The organism is Kitasatospora sp. NPDC058478, from assembly GCF_042720345.1.
Lineage (GTDB): Bacteria > Actinomycetota > Actinomycetes > Streptomycetales > Streptomycetaceae > Kitasatospora.
The window spans coordinates 30,725-52,773 of record NZ_JBHXML010000001.1 but is presented as its reverse complement, the minus strand read 5'-3'; the positions used below and the strand labels follow the sequence as shown (position 1 = coordinate 52,773).

16 protein-coding genes are annotated in these 22,049 nt (G+C 74.3%); 9 read left to right on the top strand and 7 right to left on the bottom strand.

Annotated elements, in window-relative coordinates; translation table 11 throughout:
* The first annotated feature begins 24 nt into the window (after positions 1-24).
* The gene (locus ACFWPT_RS00205; protein ID WP_380478321.1) at positions 25-1,173 is read left to right on the top strand and encodes an epoxide hydrolase family protein; all 1,149 of its coding nucleotides are present in this window, start codon (positions 25-27) and stop codon (positions 1,171-1,173) included.
* Positions 1,174-1,522: 349 nt separating this feature from the next.
* Complete coding sequence (locus ACFWPT_RS00200; protein WP_380478319.1) at positions 1,523-2,302, top strand: VOC family protein; 780 nt, start codon at positions 1,523-1,525, stop codon at positions 2,300-2,302.
* A 116-nt stretch (positions 2,303-2,418) separates the two neighbouring features.
* On the opposite strand, the gene ACFWPT_RS00195 is transcribed toward ACFWPT_RS00200, so the two are convergent.
* A complete protein-coding gene (locus ACFWPT_RS00195; protein WP_380478317.1) occupies positions 2,419-4,140 on the bottom strand; it encodes a 2-isopropylmalate synthase in 1,722 nt (573 codons plus the stop codon).
* Positions 4,141-4,321: 181 nt separating this feature from the next.
* Here ACFWPT_RS00195 and ACFWPT_RS00190 point away from each other — a divergent pair, with 181 nt between their 5' ends.
* The 6 genes from ACFWPT_RS00190 to ACFWPT_RS00165 all read left to right on the top strand — a co-directional run bounded on the left by ACFWPT_RS00190 (position 4,322) and on the right by ACFWPT_RS00165 (position 11,134).
* Positions 4,322-5,014: a FadR/GntR family transcriptional regulator gene (locus ACFWPT_RS00190; protein ID WP_380478315.1), complete on the top strand. Its 693-nt coding sequence runs from the start codon at positions 4,322-4,324 to the stop codon at positions 5,012-5,014.
* Positions 5,015-5,286: 272 nt separating this feature from the next.
* A complete protein-coding gene (locus ACFWPT_RS00185; protein WP_380478313.1) occupies positions 5,287-8,427 on the top strand; it encodes a nitrate- and nitrite sensing domain-containing protein in 3,141 nt (1,046 codons plus the stop codon).
* The gene (locus ACFWPT_RS00180) at positions 8,424-8,867 is read left to right on the top strand and encodes a roadblock/LC7 domain-containing protein (protein WP_380478311.1); all 444 of its coding nucleotides are present in this window, start codon (positions 8,424-8,426) and stop codon (positions 8,865-8,867) included. The genes ACFWPT_RS00185 and ACFWPT_RS00180 overlap by 4 nt, the downstream gene beginning before the upstream one ends.
* A 5-nt stretch (positions 8,868-8,872) precedes the next feature.
* Entirely contained in the window at positions 8,873-9,355 is a 483-nt protein-coding gene (locus ACFWPT_RS00175) for a DUF742 domain-containing protein (protein ID WP_380478309.1), read from the top strand.
* 3 nt (positions 9,356-9,358) lie between these two features.
* Complete coding sequence (locus tag ACFWPT_RS00170) at positions 9,359-9,961, top strand: ATP/GTP-binding protein (RefSeq protein ID WP_363366746.1); 603 nt, start codon at positions 9,359-9,361, stop codon at positions 9,959-9,961.
* Positions 9,962-10,000: 39 nt separating this feature from the next.
* The gene (locus ACFWPT_RS00165; protein WP_380478307.1) at positions 10,001-11,134 is read left to right on the top strand and encodes an FAD-dependent monooxygenase; all 1,134 of its coding nucleotides are present in this window, start codon (positions 10,001-10,003) and stop codon (positions 11,132-11,134) included.
* 75 nt (positions 11,135-11,209) lie between these two features.
* Here the strand turns inward: ACFWPT_RS00165 and ACFWPT_RS00160 are convergent, their stop codons facing one another.
* The 6 genes from ACFWPT_RS00160 to ACFWPT_RS00135 all read right to left on the bottom strand — a co-directional run bounded on the left by ACFWPT_RS00160 (position 11,210) and on the right by ACFWPT_RS00135 (position 18,564).
* On the bottom strand, positions 11,210-11,971 hold the full coding sequence (locus tag ACFWPT_RS00160; RefSeq protein WP_063349791.1) for a serine hydrolase: 762 nt from the start codon (positions 11,969-11,971) through the stop codon (positions 11,210-11,212).
* A gap of 69 nt (positions 11,972-12,040) precedes the next feature.
* Positions 12,041-12,100, bottom strand: a complete 60-nt coding sequence (locus ACFWPT_RS00155; RefSeq protein WP_380369111.1) for a hypothetical protein — start codon at positions 12,098-12,100, stop codon at positions 12,041-12,043.
* A complete protein-coding gene (locus ACFWPT_RS00150; protein ID WP_380368803.1) occupies positions 12,097-12,696 on the bottom strand; it encodes a hypothetical protein in 600 nt (199 codons plus the stop codon). The genes ACFWPT_RS00155 and ACFWPT_RS00150 overlap by 4 nt, the downstream gene beginning before the upstream one ends.
* A gap of 207 nt (positions 12,697-12,903) precedes the next feature.
* Entirely contained in the window at positions 12,904-14,442 is a 1,539-nt protein-coding gene (locus ACFWPT_RS00145) for a hypothetical protein (RefSeq protein ID WP_380478304.1), read from the bottom strand.
* Between the two features lie 67 nt (positions 14,443-14,509).
* Positions 14,510-15,265, bottom strand: coding sequence for a leucyl/phenylalanyl-tRNA--protein transferase (locus tag ACFWPT_RS00140; protein ID WP_380478302.1), 756 nt, complete (start codon positions 15,263-15,265; stop codon positions 14,510-14,512).
* Positions 15,262-18,564 carry an amino acid adenylation domain-containing protein gene (locus tag ACFWPT_RS00135; protein WP_380478540.1) on the bottom strand — a complete coding sequence of 1,101 codons (3,303 nt, stop codon included), beginning with the start codon at positions 18,562-18,564 and terminating at the stop codon, positions 15,262-15,264. The genes ACFWPT_RS00140 and ACFWPT_RS00135 overlap by 4 nt, the downstream gene beginning before the upstream one ends.
* Positions 18,565-18,829: 265 nt before the next feature.
* Between ACFWPT_RS00135 and ACFWPT_RS00130 the strand changes: the two genes are divergently transcribed.
* A complete protein-coding gene (locus ACFWPT_RS00130) occupies positions 18,830-22,015 on the top strand; it encodes an EAL domain-containing protein (protein ID WP_380478300.1) in 3,186 nt (1,061 codons plus the stop codon).
* The last annotated feature ends 34 nt before the right edge of the window (positions 22,016-22,049 follow it).

Genomic DNA, 22,049 nt, shown 5'->3' with positions numbered 1-22,049 from the left:
CCCCGAGCTCTGAAAGGCCCCGCCATGACCGCCGAAACCGACATCCGCCCCTACCGCATCGCGATCGAACAGCACCAGCTCGACGACCTGCGCGACCGCCTCGCCCGCACCCGCTGGCCCGACTCGCTGCCCGGCACCGACTGGGACTACGGCGTCCCGCTCCACTACCTCCAGGACCTGGCCGAGTACTGGCGGACCGGCTACGACTGGCGCGAACACGAAGCCAGGCTCAACACCTTCCCGCAGTACACCACCACCATCGACGGCGCCAACGTGCACTTCCTGCACGTCCGTTCACCCGAACCCGACGCCACCCCGCTGATCATCACGCACGGCTGGCCCGGCTCGGTGGCCGAATTCCTGGACATCCTGGGCCCGCTCACCGACCCCCGTGCCCACGGCGGCGACCCGCGCGACGCCTTCCACGTGGTCGCGCCCTCCATCCCGGGGTACGGCTTCTCCGGTCCGACCCGCCAACTCGACTGGGACTACCGCCGCGTGGCGCGTGCCTGGGCCGAACTGATGGACCGCCTCGGCTACCCGCGCTACGGCGCCCAGGGCGGCGACTGGGGCTCCGGCATCTCCCGCGAACTCGGCCTCGCCGCCCCCGCCCGGGTCATCGGCGTGCACGTCAACACCTCCCCCACCTTCCCCACCGGCGACCCGGCCGTCCTCGACGCCCTCGACCGCGAACGGCTCGACACCTGGGCCCGCCACCAGGCCGAAACCTCCGGCTACACCGCCGTCCAGGCGACCCGCCCGCACACCGTCGGCTACGCGCTCACCGACTCCCCGGTCGGCCAACTCGCCTGGATCATCGAGAAGTTCCGCGAATGGACGGACTGCGACAGCGGCCTTCCCGAAGGCGCCGTACCCCGGGACCACCTCCTCACCAACGTGATGCTGTACTGGCTGACCGCCACCGCCGGCTCCTCCGCGCGGCTGTACAAGGAGTCGGCCCGCAACGGCTGGACCGAGGCCGCCCCCTCCACCGTCCCCACCGGCATGGCCGTCTTCCCCCACGACATCACCCTCCCGGTCCGCGCCTTCGCCGAACGCATCGACAACATCGTGCACTGGACCGAGTTCGACCACGGCGGCCACTTCGCCGCCCTGGAACAGCCCGACCTGCTGGTGGCCGACATCCGGACCTTCTTCCGCTCCCTGGCCTGACGCCGGCCGTGGTCGGCCAGATGTTCATCGACTCACCATCTCAGGCGCGAAGTAGCCACGCAGCCGAGCGATCTTCCCGACCCGGATGCGGAAGATCTGCCGCGGCGTCCGGAACACGACGGCCGCCATGGGTGATCGTCAGCTTCCTGCTGTCGATCTGACGGCACCCCATCGGCCAATGCCGGTTGGGGGCCGCCTCCCTTCAGAGTCGAACCCGCCCTGCCCGCTTCGACGGCGCTGACCGGTGCTGACCGGCGCCACCTGCCGGGTCGTGACAGCGTGTCGAGTGGCGGAGCGCGATCCGCGACGAGAGGGTGACCGACGCAGGACCTCACCTGAAGGAGCGAGAATGCCCGAAGTCACCACCCCGTACACGACCGGCACCCCGTGCTGGGTCGATCTGATGGCGCAGGACCAGCAGGCGGCACTGGACTTCTACCGCGACCTGTTCGGCTGGCAGGGGCAGGTCGGCCCGGCCGAGTTCGGCGGGTACGCGGTCTGCGAGCTGAACGGCAAGCCGTCCGCCGGGATCGGCCCGGCGATGGCCCCGGAGGGGATGCCCACCCCGCCGACCGTGTGGACCAGCTACCTGTCCACCACCGACGCCCAGGCCACCCAGGACGCGATCGTCGGCGCGGGCGGCACCCTGCTGGTCCCGGCGATGGACGTCGGCGAGCTCGGCAGGATGCTGATCGCCGCCGACCCGCAGGGCGCGGTGTTCGGCGTCTGGCAGCCGGGCGAGTTCTTCGGCGCCCGGGTCGTCAACGAGAGCGGCGCGCTGATCTGGAACGAGCTGCACACCAGCGACGTGCCCGGCGCCACCGCCTTCTACGGCGCGGCGTTCGGCATCGAGATCGAGCCGGCGCAGGGCGCCGAGCAGTACTGGGAGCTGCGGGTCGGCGGCCGGGCCGTCGGCGGGGTCTCGCTGCTCGCCAACGACCCGCCCGGCACGCCCGCGCACTGGCTGACGTACTTCGCGACGGACGACGTCGACTCCACCGTGGACGCCCTCGTCAAGCACGGCGGCACCGTCCTCGCCCCGCCGTTCGACATGGTGGCGGGCCGGATGTCGGTGGTGGCCGACCCGCAGGGCGCGCCGTTCGCGGTGATCACACCGAAACCGATGTAGGTGGACGGCACGGCCCACCGCGCACGGTGTCGCGGTGGGCCGTCTCCGTCCGACTCCCGTCCGTACAACTCCCGCCCGTACGGGTCACTCCGGCGCGACGGCCGTCACCCCCGCCGTCACTCCCGCTGCGCGCGGCCGACGGCGCTGAGCACCGCCCGCACGCCTGCCGTGAGCACCGAGCCGTCCCGCCCGGCGCCCCAGACCACCTGTCCGCCGACCCCGCCGACCCGGGCCTCGACGTAGGCGACAGCGTCGCTACCAGCACCCGCACCCGCACCCGCACCGACGGCGTGCTCGCTGAAGTGCAGGATGTCGACCCGCAGCGCGTCGGCCACCGCGTCGAGCGGCCCGGCGCCCTCGCCGCGCCGGCCGTCCACTTCCGCCCAGTCGTCGCCGGCCTGCCACGGCCAGTCCGGCGCCGCGTCCAGGTACTCCGCGCGGAAGAGCCCGTACAGTTCCTCCGCCGTCACCTCCCGCCCGCTGTCGTCGGTGGCCTCCTGCACGACCCGGGAGAACTCGATCTGGAGCCGCCTCGGCAGTTCCAGCCCGTGCCCGGTCTGGAGCAGGTAGGCGATGCCGCCCTTGCCGGACTGGCTGTTGACCCGGATGACCGCCTCGTAGTCGCGGCCGAGGTCGGCCGGGTCGATCGGCAGGTACGGCACCGACCAGGGCGCCTCGCGCGCCGGGACGCCGGACTCGGCCGCCACCTTGGCGTGGTGGGCGAAGCCCTTCTTGATGGCGTCCTGGTGAGTGCCGGAGAAGGCGGTGTGCACCAGGTCCCCCGCGTAGGGGTGGCGCTCGTGCACGGGCAGCCGGTTGCAGTGCTCGACGGTGCGGCGGATCTCGTCGAGGTCGGAGAAGTCGAGCATCGGGTCGACGCCCTGGGTGTGCAGGTTGAGCGCCAGCGTCACCAGGTCGACGTTGCCCGTCCGCTCACCGTTGCCGAACAGGCACCCCTCCACCCGCTGGGCGCCGGCCAGCACGGCCAGTTCGGCGCAGGCGACGCCCGTCCCCCGGTCGTTGTGCGGGTGGACGGAGAGGATCACCGACTCGCGGCGCTCCAGGTGCCGGTGCAGGTACTCGATCTGGTCGGCGTAGACGTTGGGGGTGGCGATCTCGACGGTGGCGGGCAGGTTGTGGACGACGGGCCGGTCGGGGCTGGCGTCCCACAGTTCGGTGAGGCCGTTGCAGACCTCCAGGACGTAGTCCGGTTCGGTCAGGTTGAACACCTCGGGCGAGAACTGGAAGCGCACCCCGGGCCGGCCGTCGGCCCGACGTGCCAGGTGGGTGGCGGCCTCGGTGATCAGGGCCCGCAGTTCGTGCCGGTCGCGCCCGAGGACGACCTCGCGCCAGAGCGGGGCGGTGGCGGTGTAGAGGTGGACGACGACGCGGGGCAGGCCTTCGACGGCCTCGAAGGTGCGGTCGATCAGGTCGGCGCGCGCCGCCGTGAAGACGACGACGGTGACGTCCTCGGGCACCGCGCCGGGCACGGTGGCCAGTTGCCGGACGAAGTCGAAGTCGGTGCGGCTGGCGGAGGGGTAGCCGACCTCGATCTCCTTGAAGCCCATGGCCAGGAGCAGGTCGAACATCCGCTGTTTGCGTGCCGGGTCCATGGGTTCGGCCAGTGCCTGGTTGCCGTCGCGCAGGTCGACGGGGACCCACAGCGGGGCGTGGCCGATCCGTCGGCCGGGCCAGCGCCGCATCAGTGCGGGGACGTGCACGCGCTCGTGGGCGGGCCGGTAGCGGTGGGAGGGCATGGCACCCGGGCGCTGCGGGTTCCAGGCGGGGGCGGTGACCGGGACGGGGCCGGCGGGGGTACGCAGGGTCGGGAATCGCATGATGAGTCCTTACGGAGGTACCGGTGGACCGGCAGGACGGCGCCCCGCAGCGGGGTGCCGGTCCGGTCACGCCCCGCTGCGGCCACCAAGAAGAAGGCCACCCAGAGGGAGACTCCACGGCTGCATGCCGGGTAGACTAACCACGAACCAAGTCCTCAGACAAGCTGACAGGTGAACGCGAATGTCCCCGCTCGGCCCCCTCCACCGCTCCCCCCTCGTCGACCAGGCCACCCGACGCCTGGAGGAGCAGATCACCGCAGGACACTGGCCGGTGGGCGGGAAGCTGCCGGGCGAGGTGACCCTGGCGAAGGAACTGGGCGTCGGGCGCTCGACCGTCCGGGAGGCGCTGCGCGCGCTGGCCGGCGCCGGGATGGTGCAGAGCCGACAGGGGTCGGGCGTGTTCGTGACGGCGGACCGGCCCGCCCTGGACTGGCCGACCCGGCTGCGCCGGGCGGAGCTGGCGCACGTCTACGAGGTGCGCACCATGGTCGAGGTACAGGCGGCCCGGCTCGCGGCCGCGCGCCGCACGGAGGCGGACCTCACCGCCGTGGACGCGGCGCTGGCCACCCGGCTGGCGGCGGGCGGCGCGGACGACGCGGCCTTCGTGGACGCCGACATCGCGCTGCACACCGCCGTGGTGGCGGCCGCGCACAATCCGGTGCTGGACGATCTGTTCGCCCAGTTCGCGCCCGTCCTGAGGGAGCACCTGGTGGCCCTGGTGGGGGTGCTGGGGCTGCGCAGCGGGGACCCGAACCACGGCTACGCGTCGCACGCGGACCTCGTCGGGGCGCTGCACCGGGGTGATCCCGAGGAGGCCGGGCAGGTGCTGGCGGCCGAGCTGGAGGCCACCCGGTCGCGCCTGCTGGCCGACTGAGCGGGGCGGGCGGGGCGGGCGGGGCGGGCGGGGCGGCAGCCGATCAACCGACCGGGCAGCCGACCGACCGACCGGGCGGATATCCGGAGCGCGGGCACACAGTTTTCACACAGCGGCCACCCGGCCGCCCGCTCCGGCGGCCGACGCCTCGTCAACCCGCTCCGAACTGGGATGCTTCGAGCACGTACGATCAACCGTCAGATGACATTGTGTCCGGAGCGTGTGTGACCACGGTCCAGGCGGCGAACGCACTTTCACTCCAATCACACGGTATGACTAGTATCGCCTCGTCAAGCCCGTGCCCCGGACGGCCCGCCCCGCTCAGGCCGGCCGCCATCCCCAAGGAGACTGCTCTGCGCGCGCGTGCGAATCGGCGGCCCCCGACGCCGAAGGCCCCCCGCAGGCGTCCGCGCCTGTCACTGCGGACGGCGCTGCTCGTCCTCGCCGTCGTCCCCAGCATCGCCCTGGCCGCCCTGTGGGCGGTCACCAGCGGCGAGACCGTCTTCGCCTTCCAGCGCCAGGCCGCCCAGGGCCTGCTCGCCCAGAAGGCCGGCCAGCCGTCCAACATCGTCTACTACAGCCTCCAGGAAGAACGCCGGCTCAGCGCCGAGGCGCTCGCCCGGCCCGGCGGCAACACCGACCAGCTGCGCCGCCAGCGCCAGCAGACCGACGACGCGGTCCGCCAGTTCCAGGTCCTCTCCGGCGAGACCGCCGACAGCGCCCCCGAAGAGGTCCGCACCGCCGTCACCGAGGCCCGCCAGGCGATGGGCAAGCTCGCCGAACAGCGCGCCGCCGTCGACCACGGCTCGATCGACCAGCAGACCCTCTACACGTACTACACCGACCTGATCGCCGTCGACCTGCGGCTGTTCACCGCACTCAGCCACGTCGACACCGGCGAGGTCACCTGGATCTCCAAGACCCTGGTGAACGCCTTCTGGGCCAAGGAGATGCTCGCCCGCGAGGACGCCATCCTCGCCCGCGGCTGGCCCACCGGGCGGCTCACCGTCACCGACTACCAGCAGGTCCAGCAGTCCGTCGGGGCGCAGGAGCACCTCTTCGCCGTCCAGGTCGTCCCGTACATCCCGGACGGCGAGTCCGCCGCCTGGCACGACCTGATGAACAGCCCCGCCTGGCAGGCCAAGGCCGTCGTCGAGCAGTCGCTCACCAAGCCCACCGCGGCCGAGGCCAACGGCACCGTCAGACTCCCCGCCGCCCAGGACCAGTGGCGCCAGGCCCTCGACCAGCTCAACCCGCAGCTGGTCAAGGTCATCGAGACCCGCACCAGCGGCATCGTCGACGTCGGCAAGGGCACCATCCTCTCCCTCCTCACCACGGTCGTGCTGACCACCGTCGTCGGCCTGATCACCGTCGTCGCGGTGATCATCGCCTCCTGGCGGCTCAGCCGCTCGCTGCGCCGGCGCATCAAGGAGCTCCAGACCCAGGCCGAGGAGATGGAGCGCACCCTCCCCGAGGTCGTCGAACGCCTCGGCCGCGGCGAGCAGGTCGACGTCGAGGCCGACTCCCGCACCATCACCGCCGGCCCGCACGGCAACGGCACCGACGAGCTCGCCCGCCTCGGCCAGGCCCTCAACCTGGCCCGCGCCTCCGCCGTCGAGGCCGCCGTCAAGCAGGCCGAACAGCACCGCGGCTTCGAGCGGCTGCTCCAGCGCATCGCCCGCCGCACCCAGCTGCTGATCGGCCGCCAGCTGCGCAAGCTCGACGAGCTGGAGCGCAAGCACGAGGACCCGGAGGTCCTGGAGGGCCTGTTCGACCTCGACCATCTCACCGCCCGCCTGCGCCGCTACGAGGAGAACCTCGTCATCATGGCCGGCGGCCAGCCGCAGCGGCGCTGGCGCAAGCCCGTCCCGCTGCTGGACGTGCTGCGCGCCGCGCAGGGCGAGGTGCAGGACTACCGCCGGATCATGATCGACGTCGAGGGCCACCCGTGGCTGTCCGAGCGGGCCGTCGGCCCGGTCGCGCACGTGCTCGCCGAACTGATGGAGAACGCCACCACCTTCTCCAAGCCGCCCACCCCGGTCGAGGTCCGGGCCGCCATGGTCGGCCGCGGACTCGCCGTCGAGATCGAGGACCGCGGCCTCGGCATGGACCCCGAGCAGTACGACGCCGCCAACGAACTGATGAGCCGCCCGCCCCGCACCGACGTGCTCGCCCGGGCGGACGACGTCCGCCTCGGCTTCTACGTCATCGCCCGGCTGGCCGCGCACCACGGACTCAAGATCGAGTTCCGGCCGTCGGCCTTCGGCGGCACCCGGGTCGTCGTGCTCGTCCCCGACGAGCTCGTCATCGACGGCGACGCCGGACTGCCCGACGACGCCCCCGTCGAACCGATCCCGCTCGTGCGGCGCTCCCGCAAGGCGCTGCTCACCGCCTCCAACGAGGCCCCGGCGCCGGCGCCGGCAGGGCCGCCGGTCGCGCCCGTGGACTCCTTCCCGCCGGGAGAGTCCTTCGCGCCGGCGGATCCCCTCCCGCCCGTGGAGGCCTTCGCCGCGGCCGACTCCTTCCCGCCGGTGGAGTCCTTCCCGCCGGTGGAGGCGTTCGGGCAGGTCGAGGCCTTCGGGCAGGTCCAGCACGTGGAGCAGCCTGGGTACGCCGAACCGCTCGGGTACGTCGAACCGGTCGGGCACGTCGAACCGCTCGGGCAGACCCAGCAGCTCCCGCAGACCCAGCAGTTCCCGCACGACCCGCTGACCGCCCCCGTCCAGGCCTTCGGCCACGTCGAGTACGTCCAGCCCGAGGCCGCGCCCGCCGCCGAGCCCGCGCCGTTCCCCACCCCGTTCCCCACCCCGTATGCCGAGCAGCCGATCGAGCACAGCTCCCCGGCCCCCGACGCCCCGGCCGACCAGCGGCCCTCGCACGACGTGCCCGCCTACCCGGACATCGCCTACGCCCGGGTCACCGACGCCGAGGCCCCCTACGCCGACGAGCAGTACCGCCCGGCCGACCACTACCGGCTGGCCGAACGGCGTCGGCGCCGCGAGTACGCCTCCGCGGTGCCGCTCAGCCCCACCGAGACCGAGCAGCCCCCGCTGCCCCAGCGCGTCCGGCAGGCCAGCCTGGCCGCCGAACTGCGCGTCCCGCCGGCGCCCCGCCCGCAGTGGGCCGAGCCCGCCGCCGGGCCCCGCGCCGAACCCGCCGCCCAGGGCACCGAGCCCGCCGGCGGCCCCTTCCAGCGCCCGGCGAAGCGCTCCGGTGCGACGATCGGCGCCTTCCAGCGCCAGTCCCGTGCCGCCCGCGCCCAGGACAGCGGCGAGCACCCGCTGCCCGGGGCCGTGACCCCACCGGCTCCCCCCACCGCCCCCGCCGGCTCCCCGACGCCCGCGCCCGGCCCCTCCCCCTGGGCCCTGCCGGCCGCGGACCCCCGAACCACACGAACGGATGACCAGTCATGAACCGAACGATCGCCACCCACCAGGACCTGGACTGGCTGCTGGACGGACTCGTCGACTCGGTGCCCGGGACCAGGAACGCCGTCCTGCTCTCCGACGACGGCCTGGTCGTCAGCCACTCCCGCACCATCGAACGGGCCGACGCCGAGCGCCTCGCCGCCGTCGCCACCGGCCAGCAGAGCCTCGCCCGCGGCGTCGGCCAGCTCTTCGACGGCGGGGCCGTCCACCAGGTGATCGTCGAACTCGCCGAGTGCTGGCTGTTCATCATCGCCGCCGCCCAGGGCACCCACCTGGCCGTCGTCGCCTCCCAGGAGGTCGACGCCGAGGTCATGTCGGTCGCCATGCACACCCTGGTGCAGCAGGTCGGCCAGAAGATGACCACCCCGGTGCGGGCCGAGGCCGGCGCCGGCTTCGACGCCTTCGCCGCCCGGAACCGGAGCTGACACCGGTGGGCCCGTACGGAAACGGGAGCGGTAGCGGTAGCGGGAACGGGAACGGGCAGCGCGGCGGGGTCCCGCACTGGAGCGAACTGCCGGACGAGGACGCCGAGGAAGAGTCGGGCGCCATGGTGCGCCCGTACACCATCACCCGCGGCCGCACCGCCCCCGAGCGCGACGACCTCACCCTGATCACCGTGCTCACCACCGTCGAGGACGAGGCCGACCGGGCCCTGGCGCGGGGCAGCCGCGCCGGTGCCCGCGGCCTCCAGCCCGAGCACCGGATGATCCTCGACCACTGCCGGCGGCCCGCCGCCGTCGCCGAGGTGTCGGCCGGCCTGGACCTCCCGGTCTCGGTCACCAAGATCCTGCTGGGCGACCTGGTCGCCCAGGGCCTGCTGCGGGCCCGGGCACCGCTCTCGGTGGCCCGGGCCGCCGGAGGCGTGGACCTCGGCCTGCTCACGGCCGTTCGCGAAGGACTCCGGAGACTCTGAACCATGGCAACACCCCACCCCAGCAGTGCCGCCGACGCCGGCGTCGCCACCGCGCCGGCCGCCGTCAAGATCCTCATCGCGGGCGGCTTCGGCGTCGGCAAGACCACCCTCGTCGGCTCCGTCAGCGAGGTCACCCCGCTGCGCACCGAGGAGTACCTGACCCGGGCCAGCGTCGGCGTGGACGACCTGTCCGGCGTCGACCAGAAGGACACCACCACCGTCGCCCTCGACTTCGGCCGGATCACCGTCAGCCCGGACCTCGTCGTCTACCTGTTCGGCACCCCCGGGCAGGAACGCTTCTGGTTCATGTGGAACGACCTCGTCAACGGCGCCCTCGGCGGCATCGTCATCGCCGACACCCGCCGGCTCGACACCAGCTTCGCCTCCATCGACTTCTTCGAGAGCCGGGGCATCCCCTTCGTCGTCGCCATCAACTGCTTCCACAGCCACAACACCCGCACCCCCGACGAGATCCGGGCCGCCCTCGACCTGGACCCGCAGGTGCCGATGCTCCTCGGCGACGTCCGCGAACGCGCCTTCGGACGCGACCTGCTGCTCGCCCTGGTCGACCACCTGATGGACCTCTCCGCCGCCCCCGTCGGCTGAACGTCGGCTGAACCACCTCCCTTCCCCAGGAGCCACCCCATGACCTCACCCCTGCGCGTCCTCGTCCACGGCGGCGGCATCGGCGGGCTCACCCTCGCCACCGCCCTCGCCAAGCGCGGCCACCACGTCGACGTCGCCGAACTGCGCGACCAGCTGGAAGCCCTCGGCGTCGGCATCATCCAGCCCTCCAACGCCCTCCACGTGATGCGCGAGATCGGCGTCCTCGACGACTGCCTCGCCGCCGGCTTCGAATGGGAGGTGCTGACCATCTGCGACCCGACCGGCGCCACCCTCGCCAAGATCCCGCAGCCCCGGATGGGCGACGCCCCCTCCAACAACGGCATCCCCCGCCCCGCCCTCGCCCAGGTGCTCGCCACCGCCGCCACCCGGGCCGGCGCCACCCTGCGCTTCGGCACCACCATCGCCGACCTCGCCGAGGACGCCGACGGCATCGACGCCACCCTCACCGACGGGCACCGCGGCCGCTACGACCTCGTCGTCGGCTTCGACGGCATCGGCTCCCCGCTGCGCAAGCGCCTCTACGGGGAGAAGTACGCGCCCGAGTACACCGGCTTCGCCAACTGGCGCGTCACCCTGCCGCGGTCGCCCGAGGTCCAGGGCGTGGTGATGTCCACCGGCAACCTCAAGGCCAAGGCGCTGCTCACCCCGATCAGCGACGACCTCATGTACCTGGGCTCGGTGTTCGCCGAAGCCGAGGACTTCCGGCCCGACCCCGGGCACGCCCACGAGCAGCTCGCCGAACGCCTGGCCGGCTTCGGCGGCCCGATCGCCGAGGCCCTCACCCAGGTCACCGACCCGTCCGCCGTGGTCTACTCCCGGATCTCCCAGGTCAGCGTCGAGGAGCCCTGGCACGTCGGCCGGATCGCGCTCGCCGGCGACGCCGCCCACGCCTCCACCCCGCACCTCGCCCAGGGCGCCGCGATGGCCGTCGAGGACGCCCTCGTCCTCGCCCAGAGCCTGGACGCCGCCGAGACCGTGCCCGCCGCGCTCACCACCTGGGAGGAGCGCCGCCGACCCCGCGCCATGTGGGTCCAGGCGCTCTCCCGGGCCATCCTCAAGCAGGAGACCGGCACACCCACCGCCCCGGAGGAGGACGAACTCCTCAAGGTCGGCATCCCCGGCGCCGCCCACGTCCTCGTCCAGCCGTACTAAAGCCCCTGTCCGGCCTGCTGCACAGCCCCGTGCAGCAGGCCGGCGGCCGGGTCACGCGCCGGCTCACGCGTCGGCTCACGCGCCGGCGAGCTCGTGCCGCCGCTGCCACACCGCCGCCGAGACCCGGGCCAGCAGCCGGGCCGCCGGGTCCGTACGGTCCTCACCCGAGGCCAGCGGGCCGGTGTAGCAGACCGCGATCAGGTAGGGCGGGCAGTCCTGCGGGTGGACCAGGCCCACGCTGTGCCGGGCGCCCGGCACCCAGCCGTTCTTGAAGGCGATCCGGGTGTCCGGCGGCAGGCCCGCCGCCAGATCCACCCGGAACGCGTTGCGCTCCAGCAGCGCCAGCAACTCCGGCTCCCCGCCCAGGGAGTGCAGCAGCCGCACCAGGTCCCGCGCGCTCACCAGGTTGTGCACCCCGGCGTCGCGCGCCGCGTAGTCCTCGATCCCGCGCGGGCTCGCGCTGCGCGTCGCCCCGGCCCGCCGCCACGCCTCGGCCACCGCCGCCCGGTCGACCCGGGCCAGGCACAGGTTGGTGGCCAGGTTGGAGGAGTGCGTGATCATCCGCTCGGCGAGCAGCCGCAGCGGCACGTGCGTGCCCAGCAGCTCCCACGGCAGCGGATCGCTGTCCCAGTCGGGATCGTTGCCGAACTCCCCGCCCACCACGGACTCGAACCGGTTCACCACCGGCACCTCGGCATCGAGATCCACCCCGCCCCGGGCGAGCGCCGCCAACACCGCGACCTTCATCGTGCTCGCGGCATCATGCAGTTCGTCCGGCGCCCGCACGAACACCGGCTCCGCCTCACCCGCCCAGGGGGCCACCACCACAGAGAGCATGGGCGCAGCCTAGGGCAGCCTTCGGTTGATCAGGAAGGACTGCCCACGGCTGCCCACGGCTTCTCGGGGCTACTTCGCGCAGGTGCGGTCCTTGCCCGGGAGGTGGCCGGTGGCCAGGTAGGTGTTCACCGAGTCGTCGACGCAGGCGTTGCCGTAGACGCCGAAGCCGGCGTGCTGGAAGGCGCCGTCGAGCCGGTGGCCGAACCCGCGCTGGTGAACGCCTCCCGCAGGAAGGCGGCGAAGCCGGGCGACACCCGGGTGGGCTGCCCGTCGGCGGCCTTGGCCAGGACGGACAGCTGCTCGGCGAGGCCCGCCCGCGCCGGGTCGAGGTCGCTCGCGAGCCCGGCGAACAGCAGGGCGGGCACCTGGCTGCCGTCGAGCCGGAAGACGTCGGGGGCGGTGCCGACGGTGAGCGGCGCCCGCTCGGCCGCCGCGACGACGCGGTCGATCGTGGCGCGCACCTGCGCGCGGGTGTCGCCGAGGCCGTAGTCGGCGCAGCGCGCGCCCGTGCTCTCCAGGCCGCGGCCGACCTCGTCGTCGGGGCCCAGGACGCAGCTGCGCCAGTCGAGGCGCTGGTGGTGGTAGCGGTCGAGTCCGGCTGCGGCGCTCGCGGGGCCGTCGTCGCGCTCGGCGGCGGCGGCCGTGGCGGCGGGCGCCGTGGCGAGGCAGGCGGTCAGGGCGAGGCCCGCGGCCGCGACGCGGCGCAGGGCCTTGGGGGTGGTCATGCGGTCTCCTGGCGGTGATGGGTGCGGATGCGCAGGAAGTCGGTCAGGCCGACTTCCTGCGCGTCAGCCTTCCAGCGCACCCGGCACCGGATCATCGCCCTGGGACACGACCTGTCGGTGCGTCAGAGGTACGTCGGGAGCAGTGGCCCCGCTGCCCGGCGTACCGCCCGAGCAGTAACCGGACCCCGAGCCCGGGGCGTGCCCGGGTCAGTTGCTCGGGCGCGGGGACGGCAGGGCCGCGGAGCCCGCCGCCAGGGGCCATTCGCGGTGGAACGGCGGCAGCGGGTACGTGCCCTCGATGACCGGGGTGCCGAAGACCTTGAGGTGGGCGAGCAGCGAGCCGGTCAGGTCGACACCGCCGACCAGCGACCAACTGCCCTGGGCCTGCGGCGGGTTGCCGGAGGAGTCTGCGGTCAGTGAGCCCTCGGCCTGGGCCCGCAGGTAGGGGGCGACGGTGGTCTGGACGCCGACGGTGTCGTAGAGGCCGACGGAGACCTCGGCGCCGAGCGCGGCCCGCACGCCGGCCTTGCCGGTGAGGCGCACCCGGATCGGGGAGACCTTGGTGTCGGCGTCGGTGGTCGGGGTCCAGCCCTTGCCGCCGGTGTAGTCGGCGCGGACGGCCCAGGTGCCGGTGGCCTCCTGTTCGGCCTCCAGGTGGACCTGGCCGTCGGCGCTGACCTCCAGGTAGCAGGTGAGCTTCAGGTTGACCACGACGGGCAGTCCGGCGACGGTGAGCACCGGGCTGGCCTGCAACGTGGCGAAGGGCAGCCGGACGGGCGCGGCGCCGGTGCTGCGCGCGACGTCGCCGGTGACCTTCCACTGGGCGTGGGCGCCGAGGTCGAAGCCGATGGAGGCCGTGCGCGGGCTGCCGGCGGCGGCGCCGTGGTAGGCGAAGTGGACGGCCGGGTGCAGCTGGAGGGAGCCGGAGGCGTCCACGCTCGCGCCGTCGGGCAGCGGGACGGGGGCCTTGACGTCGACCTCCAGGGTGCCGGAGGCGTCGGCCTTCACGCCGCCGCCGTCCGCACCGACGACGGCCTTGAGGTCCTTGACCAGCGGGGTGACGGTGATGCCGTGCGGGTCGACGGGCACCTGGCCGTCGGCCTCGGTGCCGCCGAGGAGTTCGGCGAGGGTGGCGGGGCGGGTGGTCAGGTTGAGGCTGGCGCCCGCGCCGGGGCGGACGCCGGTGACGGCGACCAGCGCGCCCTGGGGCGCGGCGGCGGTGGGCGGGCTGGCGATGAGCTGCCCGGGCTGGACGGCGGGGGCGGGGGTCGGCGTCGCGCCGGCGGTCGCGGTGGGCCCGGCTGCCGGTGGCGCCGAGAGGACGGCCGTGCCGCCCGCCGGGTCGTACGCGGTGAGCTGGAGGTTCTGCCCGGCGGGGGTGGCCGCGCCGCCGTCCTTGGCGGGGGCGGCGACGGCGGCCTGCCGGTCGCCGGCCGGGGCGGCGGTGACCGGCGCACCGGCGGCGCCGGCGGCACCGGTCGGCCGTGCGGTGGCGGCCGCGGTGGTCGGGGCGGCGGCGGCCCGGGCGCGCGGGGTGCCGGCGGCCGGGGCTGTCGGGGCCTGGCCGCCGGCGGCGGCCGTGGTCGTGGTCGTGGTCGTGGTCGTGCCGGTGGTGACGGCCGCTTCGGTGGTGCCGGCGGCGGCCTGCGGAGTGCCGGAGGTGGTCGGCCCGCAGGCGGCGACCCCGGCGAGGGCGAGGGTGAGGAGGGCGGGGCCGAGGGCCCTGCCTATGGAGCTTTTGAACACGCGGCGTCATGTTACTGACGGGGAATAAGTTTGTCGAAGACAGGCCAAGCAAGGTAAAAGGCGCAGGTCAGACCAGCCGGGCCACGGGCAGCGGAGCTCCCGGCAGCGGGCCCACCACGGCGTCCGCCGCCAGCTCGGCCAGGTACCGGGAGCGGGGTACCGGCTCGGCGCCGAGGCTGCGGATGTGCGGACTGTCCCACTGGGCGTCGAGCAGCCGCCCGCCGGCCGCGCCGAAGCGCACCCCGAGGTCGGCGACGGCGACACGGGCGGCGTCGGGGCGGCGGTGGAACATCGAGTCGAGGCTGAGGACGGGCCCGGCGGCGACGCCGAACACCCCACCGATCAGCTCCTCGCCCTCCCACACCTCGCCGCTGTGGGCGGCCCCGAGCACATGCAGCTGCTCCAGTGCGGCCCTCAACTCACCCGTCAGCCAGGCTGGTTGGCGGCCCTCGGCACAGCGGGCCAGCACCTCGCCGAAGGCCCGGTCGGCGCTGGTCCACCACTGCGGCCGGTGGCGCAGCCGCCGGGCGAGGCGACTGCCGAGCCGGACGCCGTCGGGCGGCAGGACGGGCCGGGGGTCGGGCGACCACCAGGCCAGCGCGTACGGGTCGTCGCCGCCGGGCAGCAGCACCACCTCGCCCGCCTCGACGGCCTGTTCGTAGCGCGCCTCGTTGTAGGCGCCGGCGTACTCGTCCGCCGCGGGCATCGGGAACAGGCCCCGACGGTACGCCGCCAGCAGGTCCGACGCGCCGAGACCGGCGCCGAACGCCACCGGCCCGCCACCGGGCCCGCGTTGGACGTCCAGCCCGTCGAAGGGGCTCATGCCGGCGGCCCGAGGAAGCCCTCCGCCGCCAGCCGCCCCAGGTAGTGGTCGAGCAGGCCGGCATCGACGGCGGGCAGGTCGATCCCGCTGTCGGCGAGCGCGGCATTGGTGTTGGCGCGGTCGAACAGCGGGAAGACGGGCCGGAAGTACAGCTCACTGATCGACAGCGCCGATCCGGGGGCGCGGTCGACGAACAGCGGGACGAACGGCGTGACGGGGTGGGCGGGGTGCCCGGCGGCGAACCGGACCAGGCCCTGCACCCAGTCACCGTACGGGAGTTCGGCGATCGGGTGGCCGCGGGCCCGGAGCCGTTCGGCGAGGTCGGCGAGGTCGGCGGGGCGCGGCGAGGTGAGGTGATAGACCTCGCCGTCGGCGGGGGCGTGGGCGGCGATGTGGGCGACGGCGCGCGCGAAGCGGTCGGCCGGGACGAAGTCGAGCGGCAGCAGCACGTCCGGGCAGGTGCCGCTGTCCGCCAGGTACGCGATGAGCGCGCAGATCTCGGTGCCGGTGTTCATCACGCCGGTGGCGAGGTCCCCGGTGACGTCGTTGGTGCGCAGCACGGTGACCGGGAGCCCGGCGGCGGCCGCCTCGTGCAGCAGTTGTTCGGCGACCCACTTGCTCTCGACGTAGCCGACGCCGAGCCGGTCGGGATGGGCGAGCGGGGTCCGTTCGGTGACCTCGCGGACGCCGGCCGCGCCGAAGCCGGCCAGCACGGCGAGGGTGGACAGGTAGTGCACGGGTACGCCCCGGCTGTGCCCGGCGAGGCGGATGATCTCGCGGGTGCCGCCGACGTTGGGCGCGCGCAGCTGGTGGTACGGGTAGAGGAAGTTGACCTGCCCGCCGAGGTGGTGGACGGCGTCCAGACTCCCGGCCAGCCCGTCGAATTGACGCTGCGTCAGCCCGAGCCGGGGTGCGGCGAGGTCGCCGACCAGCGGCACCACCCGGGTGTCGGTGAGGTCGTGCCGCAGGAAGCGCTGCTGGGCGGCGCGCAGGCGTTCCAGCGCGTGCTCCTCGTCGGGGGCGCGGACCAGGCAGTGGATCCGGGCCCGGGTGGTGGCGAGCAGGGCGTGCAGCAGGTGGGCGCCGCAGAAGCCGGTGGCGCCGGTGAGCAGGATCTCGGCGGGTTCGGCGCGGCTGGGCGCCGGGCTCCAGGACTGCTGGACGGGGTGGGCGAGCCGGGCTTCGGCGGCCCAGTCGACGGCGGCCTCGGCGGAGCCGGGGCTGGGGCCGGCGCCGGCGGCGCGGGCGGCGCGGGCGGCCTGGACGGCGGCCGCGAAGGCGCGCAGGGTGGCGTCGCGCAGCAGGACGCGGGTGAGGGCGCGGACGCGGGTGACGTCGAGGCCGAGCATGATCCGGGCGCGGGCGAGCATCTCCATGGCCAGCAGCGAGTTGCCGCCGAGCGCGAAGAAGTCGTCGGCGGGGCCGACGTCCTCGACGCCGAGCAGTTCGGCCCACAGCTGCCCGATGGCGTCCTCGACGGCTCCCCCGCCGCCCGCCGCCCCGGTGCCGCCCGCGTCGGCCCGTCCCGGGGTGCGCGGCTCGGCGTGCGGCAGCCGGCGGCGGTCGACCTTTCCGGCCGGGGTGAGCGGCATGCGGTCCAGCGCCACGAAGGCGGCCGGGAGCATGTACTCCGGCAGCCGTTCGGCCAGGTAGGCACGGAGCCGGTCGCGGCGGGCCCCGGCACCGGCCGCGGCGTCGGCGTGGTCGGCGAGCGTGTAGTAGGCGGTGAGCGCGCGGCCCCCGTCGGGGTCGCCGCCGTCGGCGGCGACCCGGGCCTGCCGGACGTCGGGGTGGGCGGCGAGGGCGGCCTCGATCTCGGCGGGGTCGACGCGGTGGCCGAGCACCTTCACCTGGTCGTCGAAGCGGCCGAGGATCTCCAGCTGCCCGTCGGCCCGCCAGCGCCCGGCGTCGCCGGTGCGGTACATCCGCTCGCCGGGCACCGGCGCGTACGGGTCGGGGACGAAGGCCTCGGCGGTCGCCGCGGGGGCGCGCCAGTAGCCCCGGGCGAGGCCGGGCCCGCCGAGGTGGATCTCGCCCTTCTCGCCGGGCCGTACGGGGGACAGCCGGGCGTCCAGGACGTGCACCCGCACGCCGGGCAGCGGGCGGCCGATCGGCACCGGCGCGGCCGGGCCGCCCGGGCCGCCCGGGCCGCCGGCGTCCAGCAGGGCGGGGGTGACCTCGCAGAGCGTGGAGGTGACGGCGGCCTCGGTGACCCCGTAGGCGTTGACCAGCCGGACGCCGGGCAGCCGGTCCAGGCAGCTGCGGCAGTCGTCGGCGTGCACGACGTCCCCGCCGACGACGACCAGCCGCAGCCCCTCCGGGCCGGGCCCGCCGGGCGGGAGCAGCGTGAGCACGTGGTGCCAGTAGGCGGGGGTGAGGTCGGCGACGGCGAGGCCGAGTCCGCGCATCCGGTGGACGAGTTCGGTGGGCGCCCAGGTGCGGCCGCCGCCGAGGACGAGGGTGGCCCCGGCGAGCAGGGTCGCGAAGACCTGCTCCAGTGCGGTGTCGAAGCCGAGCGCGGCGAGTTGCAGCACGCGTTCGCCGGGGGCGAGGCCGTAGGCGTGGACGACCCGGTCGAGGGTGAACACCAGGGCGCGGTGGGTGACGGGGACGCCCTTGGGGGTGCCGGTGGTGCCGGAGGTGTAGATCAGGTAGGCGAGGTCGTCGGGCCCGGCACCGTCGGGCTCACCGGCGCCGTCGGGCCCGCCCGCACCGTCCACGCCGTCCACCGGCAGCGGCTCGACGCCCGGCAGCGCCCCGCCCTCGGTGACCGCCACCCGCGCCCCGCTGTCCTCGACCAGCCGGGCCAGGCGCCGCGCCGGGTACGCCGGGTCCAGCGGCAGCAGCGCCGCGCCCGCCTTCAGTACGCCGAGCCAGGCGACGACCAGGCCCGCGCCGCGTTCGAGGCAGACCGGCACCACCTCCTCGGGGCCGACCCCGCGGGCCCGCAGCGCCCGCGCCAGGCGGTCGCTGCGCCGGTCCAGCTCGCGGTAGCTCAGCGTGGCGTCGTCTGCGGCGACGGCGACCGCGTCCGGGTGCTGCGCGGCGCGGGAGCGCAGCAGTCCGTGCACGGTGCCGCCGCCGCCCGCGGCCCGCCCGCGGCCGCGCTCCCCGGGGGAGCCGAGCCCGGAGAAGCCGAGCCCGGGCGGGCGCCATTCGCGGGCCACGTGGGCCCGGCAGTCGTCGCGGCCGGCCGGCCCGTACACCAGGTGCCAGCCGCCCGGCACGGTCAAGTCGCCGGGCCAGATCGCGTACTGACCGCTGTCGTTGCGAACCACGGCGTGACGCCCGGAGTTCACATCCGTTCGTACGCCCTGTGCGCTGTCTGCTGCGTCGTCCACCGGCTTGACCTCGTGCTGTGGCGGCAGTTTCCTGGGAGGTGCGACATTTCCGACTATACGCACTCAGGGCACAGGACGAACGTCCGATCGCAACCCGACCGGACGCGACGCTGCCGTGTGCCCGTCAGCCCGGGACGAGACGACCCCGCGACCGCCGAGACCCGTCCTCGCCCGAACTCCCCCGTCCCACCGGCCGGGTGGCGACGCGGAGGAGGTAGCCCCGTTGACACGTCGGCGACAACGCCTGATGGTCTGTTACCTGCTGTGGATGGTGCTGTTCACCGGCGTCTACTACATCAACCCCTCGCAGCGGATCATCTGGTGGACGGGCATCGGACTCGGCAGCAGCGCGGCCATCGTGGCCGGCGTCCGCCTCAACCGCCCCGCGCACGCGCTGTTCTGGTACGTGCTGGCGCTCGCCAACCTGAGCTTCACCGCGGGCGAGGTCGTCCAGGTCGTCCAGACCCAGTTCCTGCACCTCCACAACCCGTTCCCGTCCGTCGCCGACGGCTTCTACCTGGCCGAGTTCGTGCTGTACGCGGCCGGCGTGCTCGGCTTCATCCGCTGGCGCACGGCCCGTCAGGACCGCGCCGGCCTGCTCGACGCGCTGATCCTCACCATGGGCCTGGCGCTGCTCGCCTGGATCTACCTGATCCTCCCGTACGCCCGCAACCCCGACCTCTCCTGGTTCCAGAAGGCCGTCTCGATCGGCTACCCGCTCGGCGACGTGGTCGTCCTCGCCCTGCTGCTGCGACTGCTGACCCCGCGCGGCGGCACCAGCCGGGCGCTGCAACTGCTCACCGTCGGCACCGCCGGCATGCTGGTCGCGGACACCCTGTACGGGCTGATCCAGCTGCACGGCAACTGGCACATCGGCACCCCCGTCGACTTCGGCTGGGCCGCCTTCTACACCGCCTGGGGCGCGGCCGCGCTGCACCCGTCCATGGTCGAGCTGACCAGACCCGTCCCCACCCAGCAACCCGACCTGAGCGCCGGTCGCCTCGCCCTGCTCACCCTGGCCTCGCTGATCGCCCCGGCGATCCTGATCATCGAGTCGCTGAACGGCAACACCAGCAACGCCGGCGTGATCGGCGCCTTCTCCGCCCTCCTGTACCTGCTGGTGCTGGCCCGACTGGCGGTCGTCGTGGTCGCCCGCCGGCAGGCGATCGCCCGCGAGCGGGCCCTGCGCGAGGCCGGCGCCAGACTCACCGCGGCCGTCACCGTCGAGGAGGTCGCGGACGCCGTCCAGGCCACCGCCTCCACCCTGATGCCCACCGAGCCCGGTCACGTCGCCCTGCTCGCCGTCACCGAGGCCGGCGTCCTGCACGTGCGGCACGCCGAACGCGGCGCCGCCCAGCACCACCTCGGCCCCGTCACCGACTCCGACGAGGCGCTCGCCCTCGCCGCCTACCGGGAGACCCGGCTGCTGCCCGTCGAGGACATCGGCAGCGACCTCGCCGCCCGCCTCGACGGCATGCCCTCCGCCCTGCTGTGCCCGCTCACCCTCGACGAGCGCCCCTCCGGCGACCCGCTGATCGGCGCGCTCATCGTCACCGGCACCGCGCAGGAGCTCACCAGCCTGTGGGGCTCGCTGGAGATCCTGGCCGCGCAGGCCGCGCTGGCCGTCGAACGGGTCGTGCTGAGCCAGGAGGTCAACCGCCGCAACAGCGAGCTGTACTTCCGCACCCTGGTGCAGAACGCCAGCGACGTCATCCTGATCCTGGACGCCGACGACGGCGTCCGCTACGCCTCCTCCTCCGCCGAACGGGTCCTCGGCTACCCCAGCCTGGACGGCACCCTGCTCACCGAGCTCGTCCCGCCCGAGGACAGCCGGGCCGTCGGCAAGGCGCTGGCCCGGATGCGCGGCCCGGTGGACGCCGCCCCGGCACACGCGCCGGAGCACTCGCCGCCGCGCGAACCGCTGCGCGAACAGCCCCGTGAGCACTGGCGGCTGCTGCGGCAGGACCGGACCCCGATCGAGGCCGAGGTCCGCTTCAACGACCTGCGCGCCGACCCGACGGTCGGCGGCCTGGTGCTCACCCTGCGCGACGTGACCGAGCAGCGCCGGATGGAGCGCGAACTCACCCACCGGGCCTTCCACGACTCCCTCACCGGCCTCGCCAACCGGGTGTTGTTCCTGGACCGGGTCGGCCACGCGCTGTCCCGCGGCGAGCGCAGCGGCGCCGTCACCGGGGTGCTCTTCCTCGACCTCGACGACTTCAAGGTGGTCAACGACACCCAGGGGCACGCCGTCGGCGACGAACTGCTGATCGCCGTCTCGCTGCGGGTCTCCACCGCGCTGCGCAGCTCGGACACCGCCGCCCGGCTCGGCGGCGACGAGTTCGCCGTCCTGGTCGAGGACGCGCTGCGCCCGGCCGACGTGGACGCCATCGCGGACACCGTGCTGACGGTGTTCGCAGAACCGTTCAGGCTGAGCGCGGGCGCCGTCCGGGTGACGGCCAGCATCGGCGTCGCCACCACCGAGGACAGCGTGGACGCGGCCGAACTGCTCACCCACGCCGACCTCGCGCTCTACTCCGCCAAGGCGGCCGGCCGCCGCCAGTGGCGCCACTACCAGCCCGCCCTCCAGACCGGGCTGGTGGAGCGGCACGAGCTGAACGAGAACCTGGACGCGGCGATCGCCGAATCCTCCTTCCAGCTGTACTACCAGCCGATCGTCGACCTGCGCACCGGTGACCTGGTCGCCTTCGAGGCGCTCGTCCGCTGGCCGCACCAGCGGCGCGGCATGGTGCTGCCCGACGAGTTCATCGCCCTCGCCGAGGAGAGCGGCCAGATCGTCCCCCTCGGCGCCTGGGTCCTGGAACGCGCCGCCCAGGAGGCCGCCGCCTGGCACGCCGCCAGCTCCGCCGACCGCGCCGCCGCCGGCCTCCCCCCGCTGCGGGTCAACGTCAACGTCTCCGCCCGCCAGTTCCGCGACGCCGGCTTCGTCGACGTCGTCCGCGGCGCCCTGCGCAGCTCCGGCATCGACCCGCACACCCTCGTCCTCGAACTCACCGAATCCGTCCTGATGCGCCGCGACGACCGCGTCCACGCCGACATGGCCACCCTCGGCGACCTCGGCGTCGGCATCGCCATCGACGACTTCGGCACCGGCTACTCCTCGCTCTCCTACCTGCGCGAGTTCCCGATCTCCATCCTCAAGATCGACAAGTCCTTCATCGACGGCCTCGGCCTCTCCCCGCAGCAGTACGCCCTCGTCGAAGGCATCACCCGCATCGCCGACACCCTCGGCGTCCGGGTCATCGCCGAAGGCATCGAACACCCCGAACAGCGCGACCTCCTCGCCGCCATGGGCTGCCCGCTCGGCCAGGGCTACCTCTTCGCCCACCCCATGACCGCCCCGCAGGCCCGCGCCCTCGTCGGCGGCACCGCGCACGAACCGGCCTGACCCCCGACCTCAGGGCCACGTCCCACGTCCACGC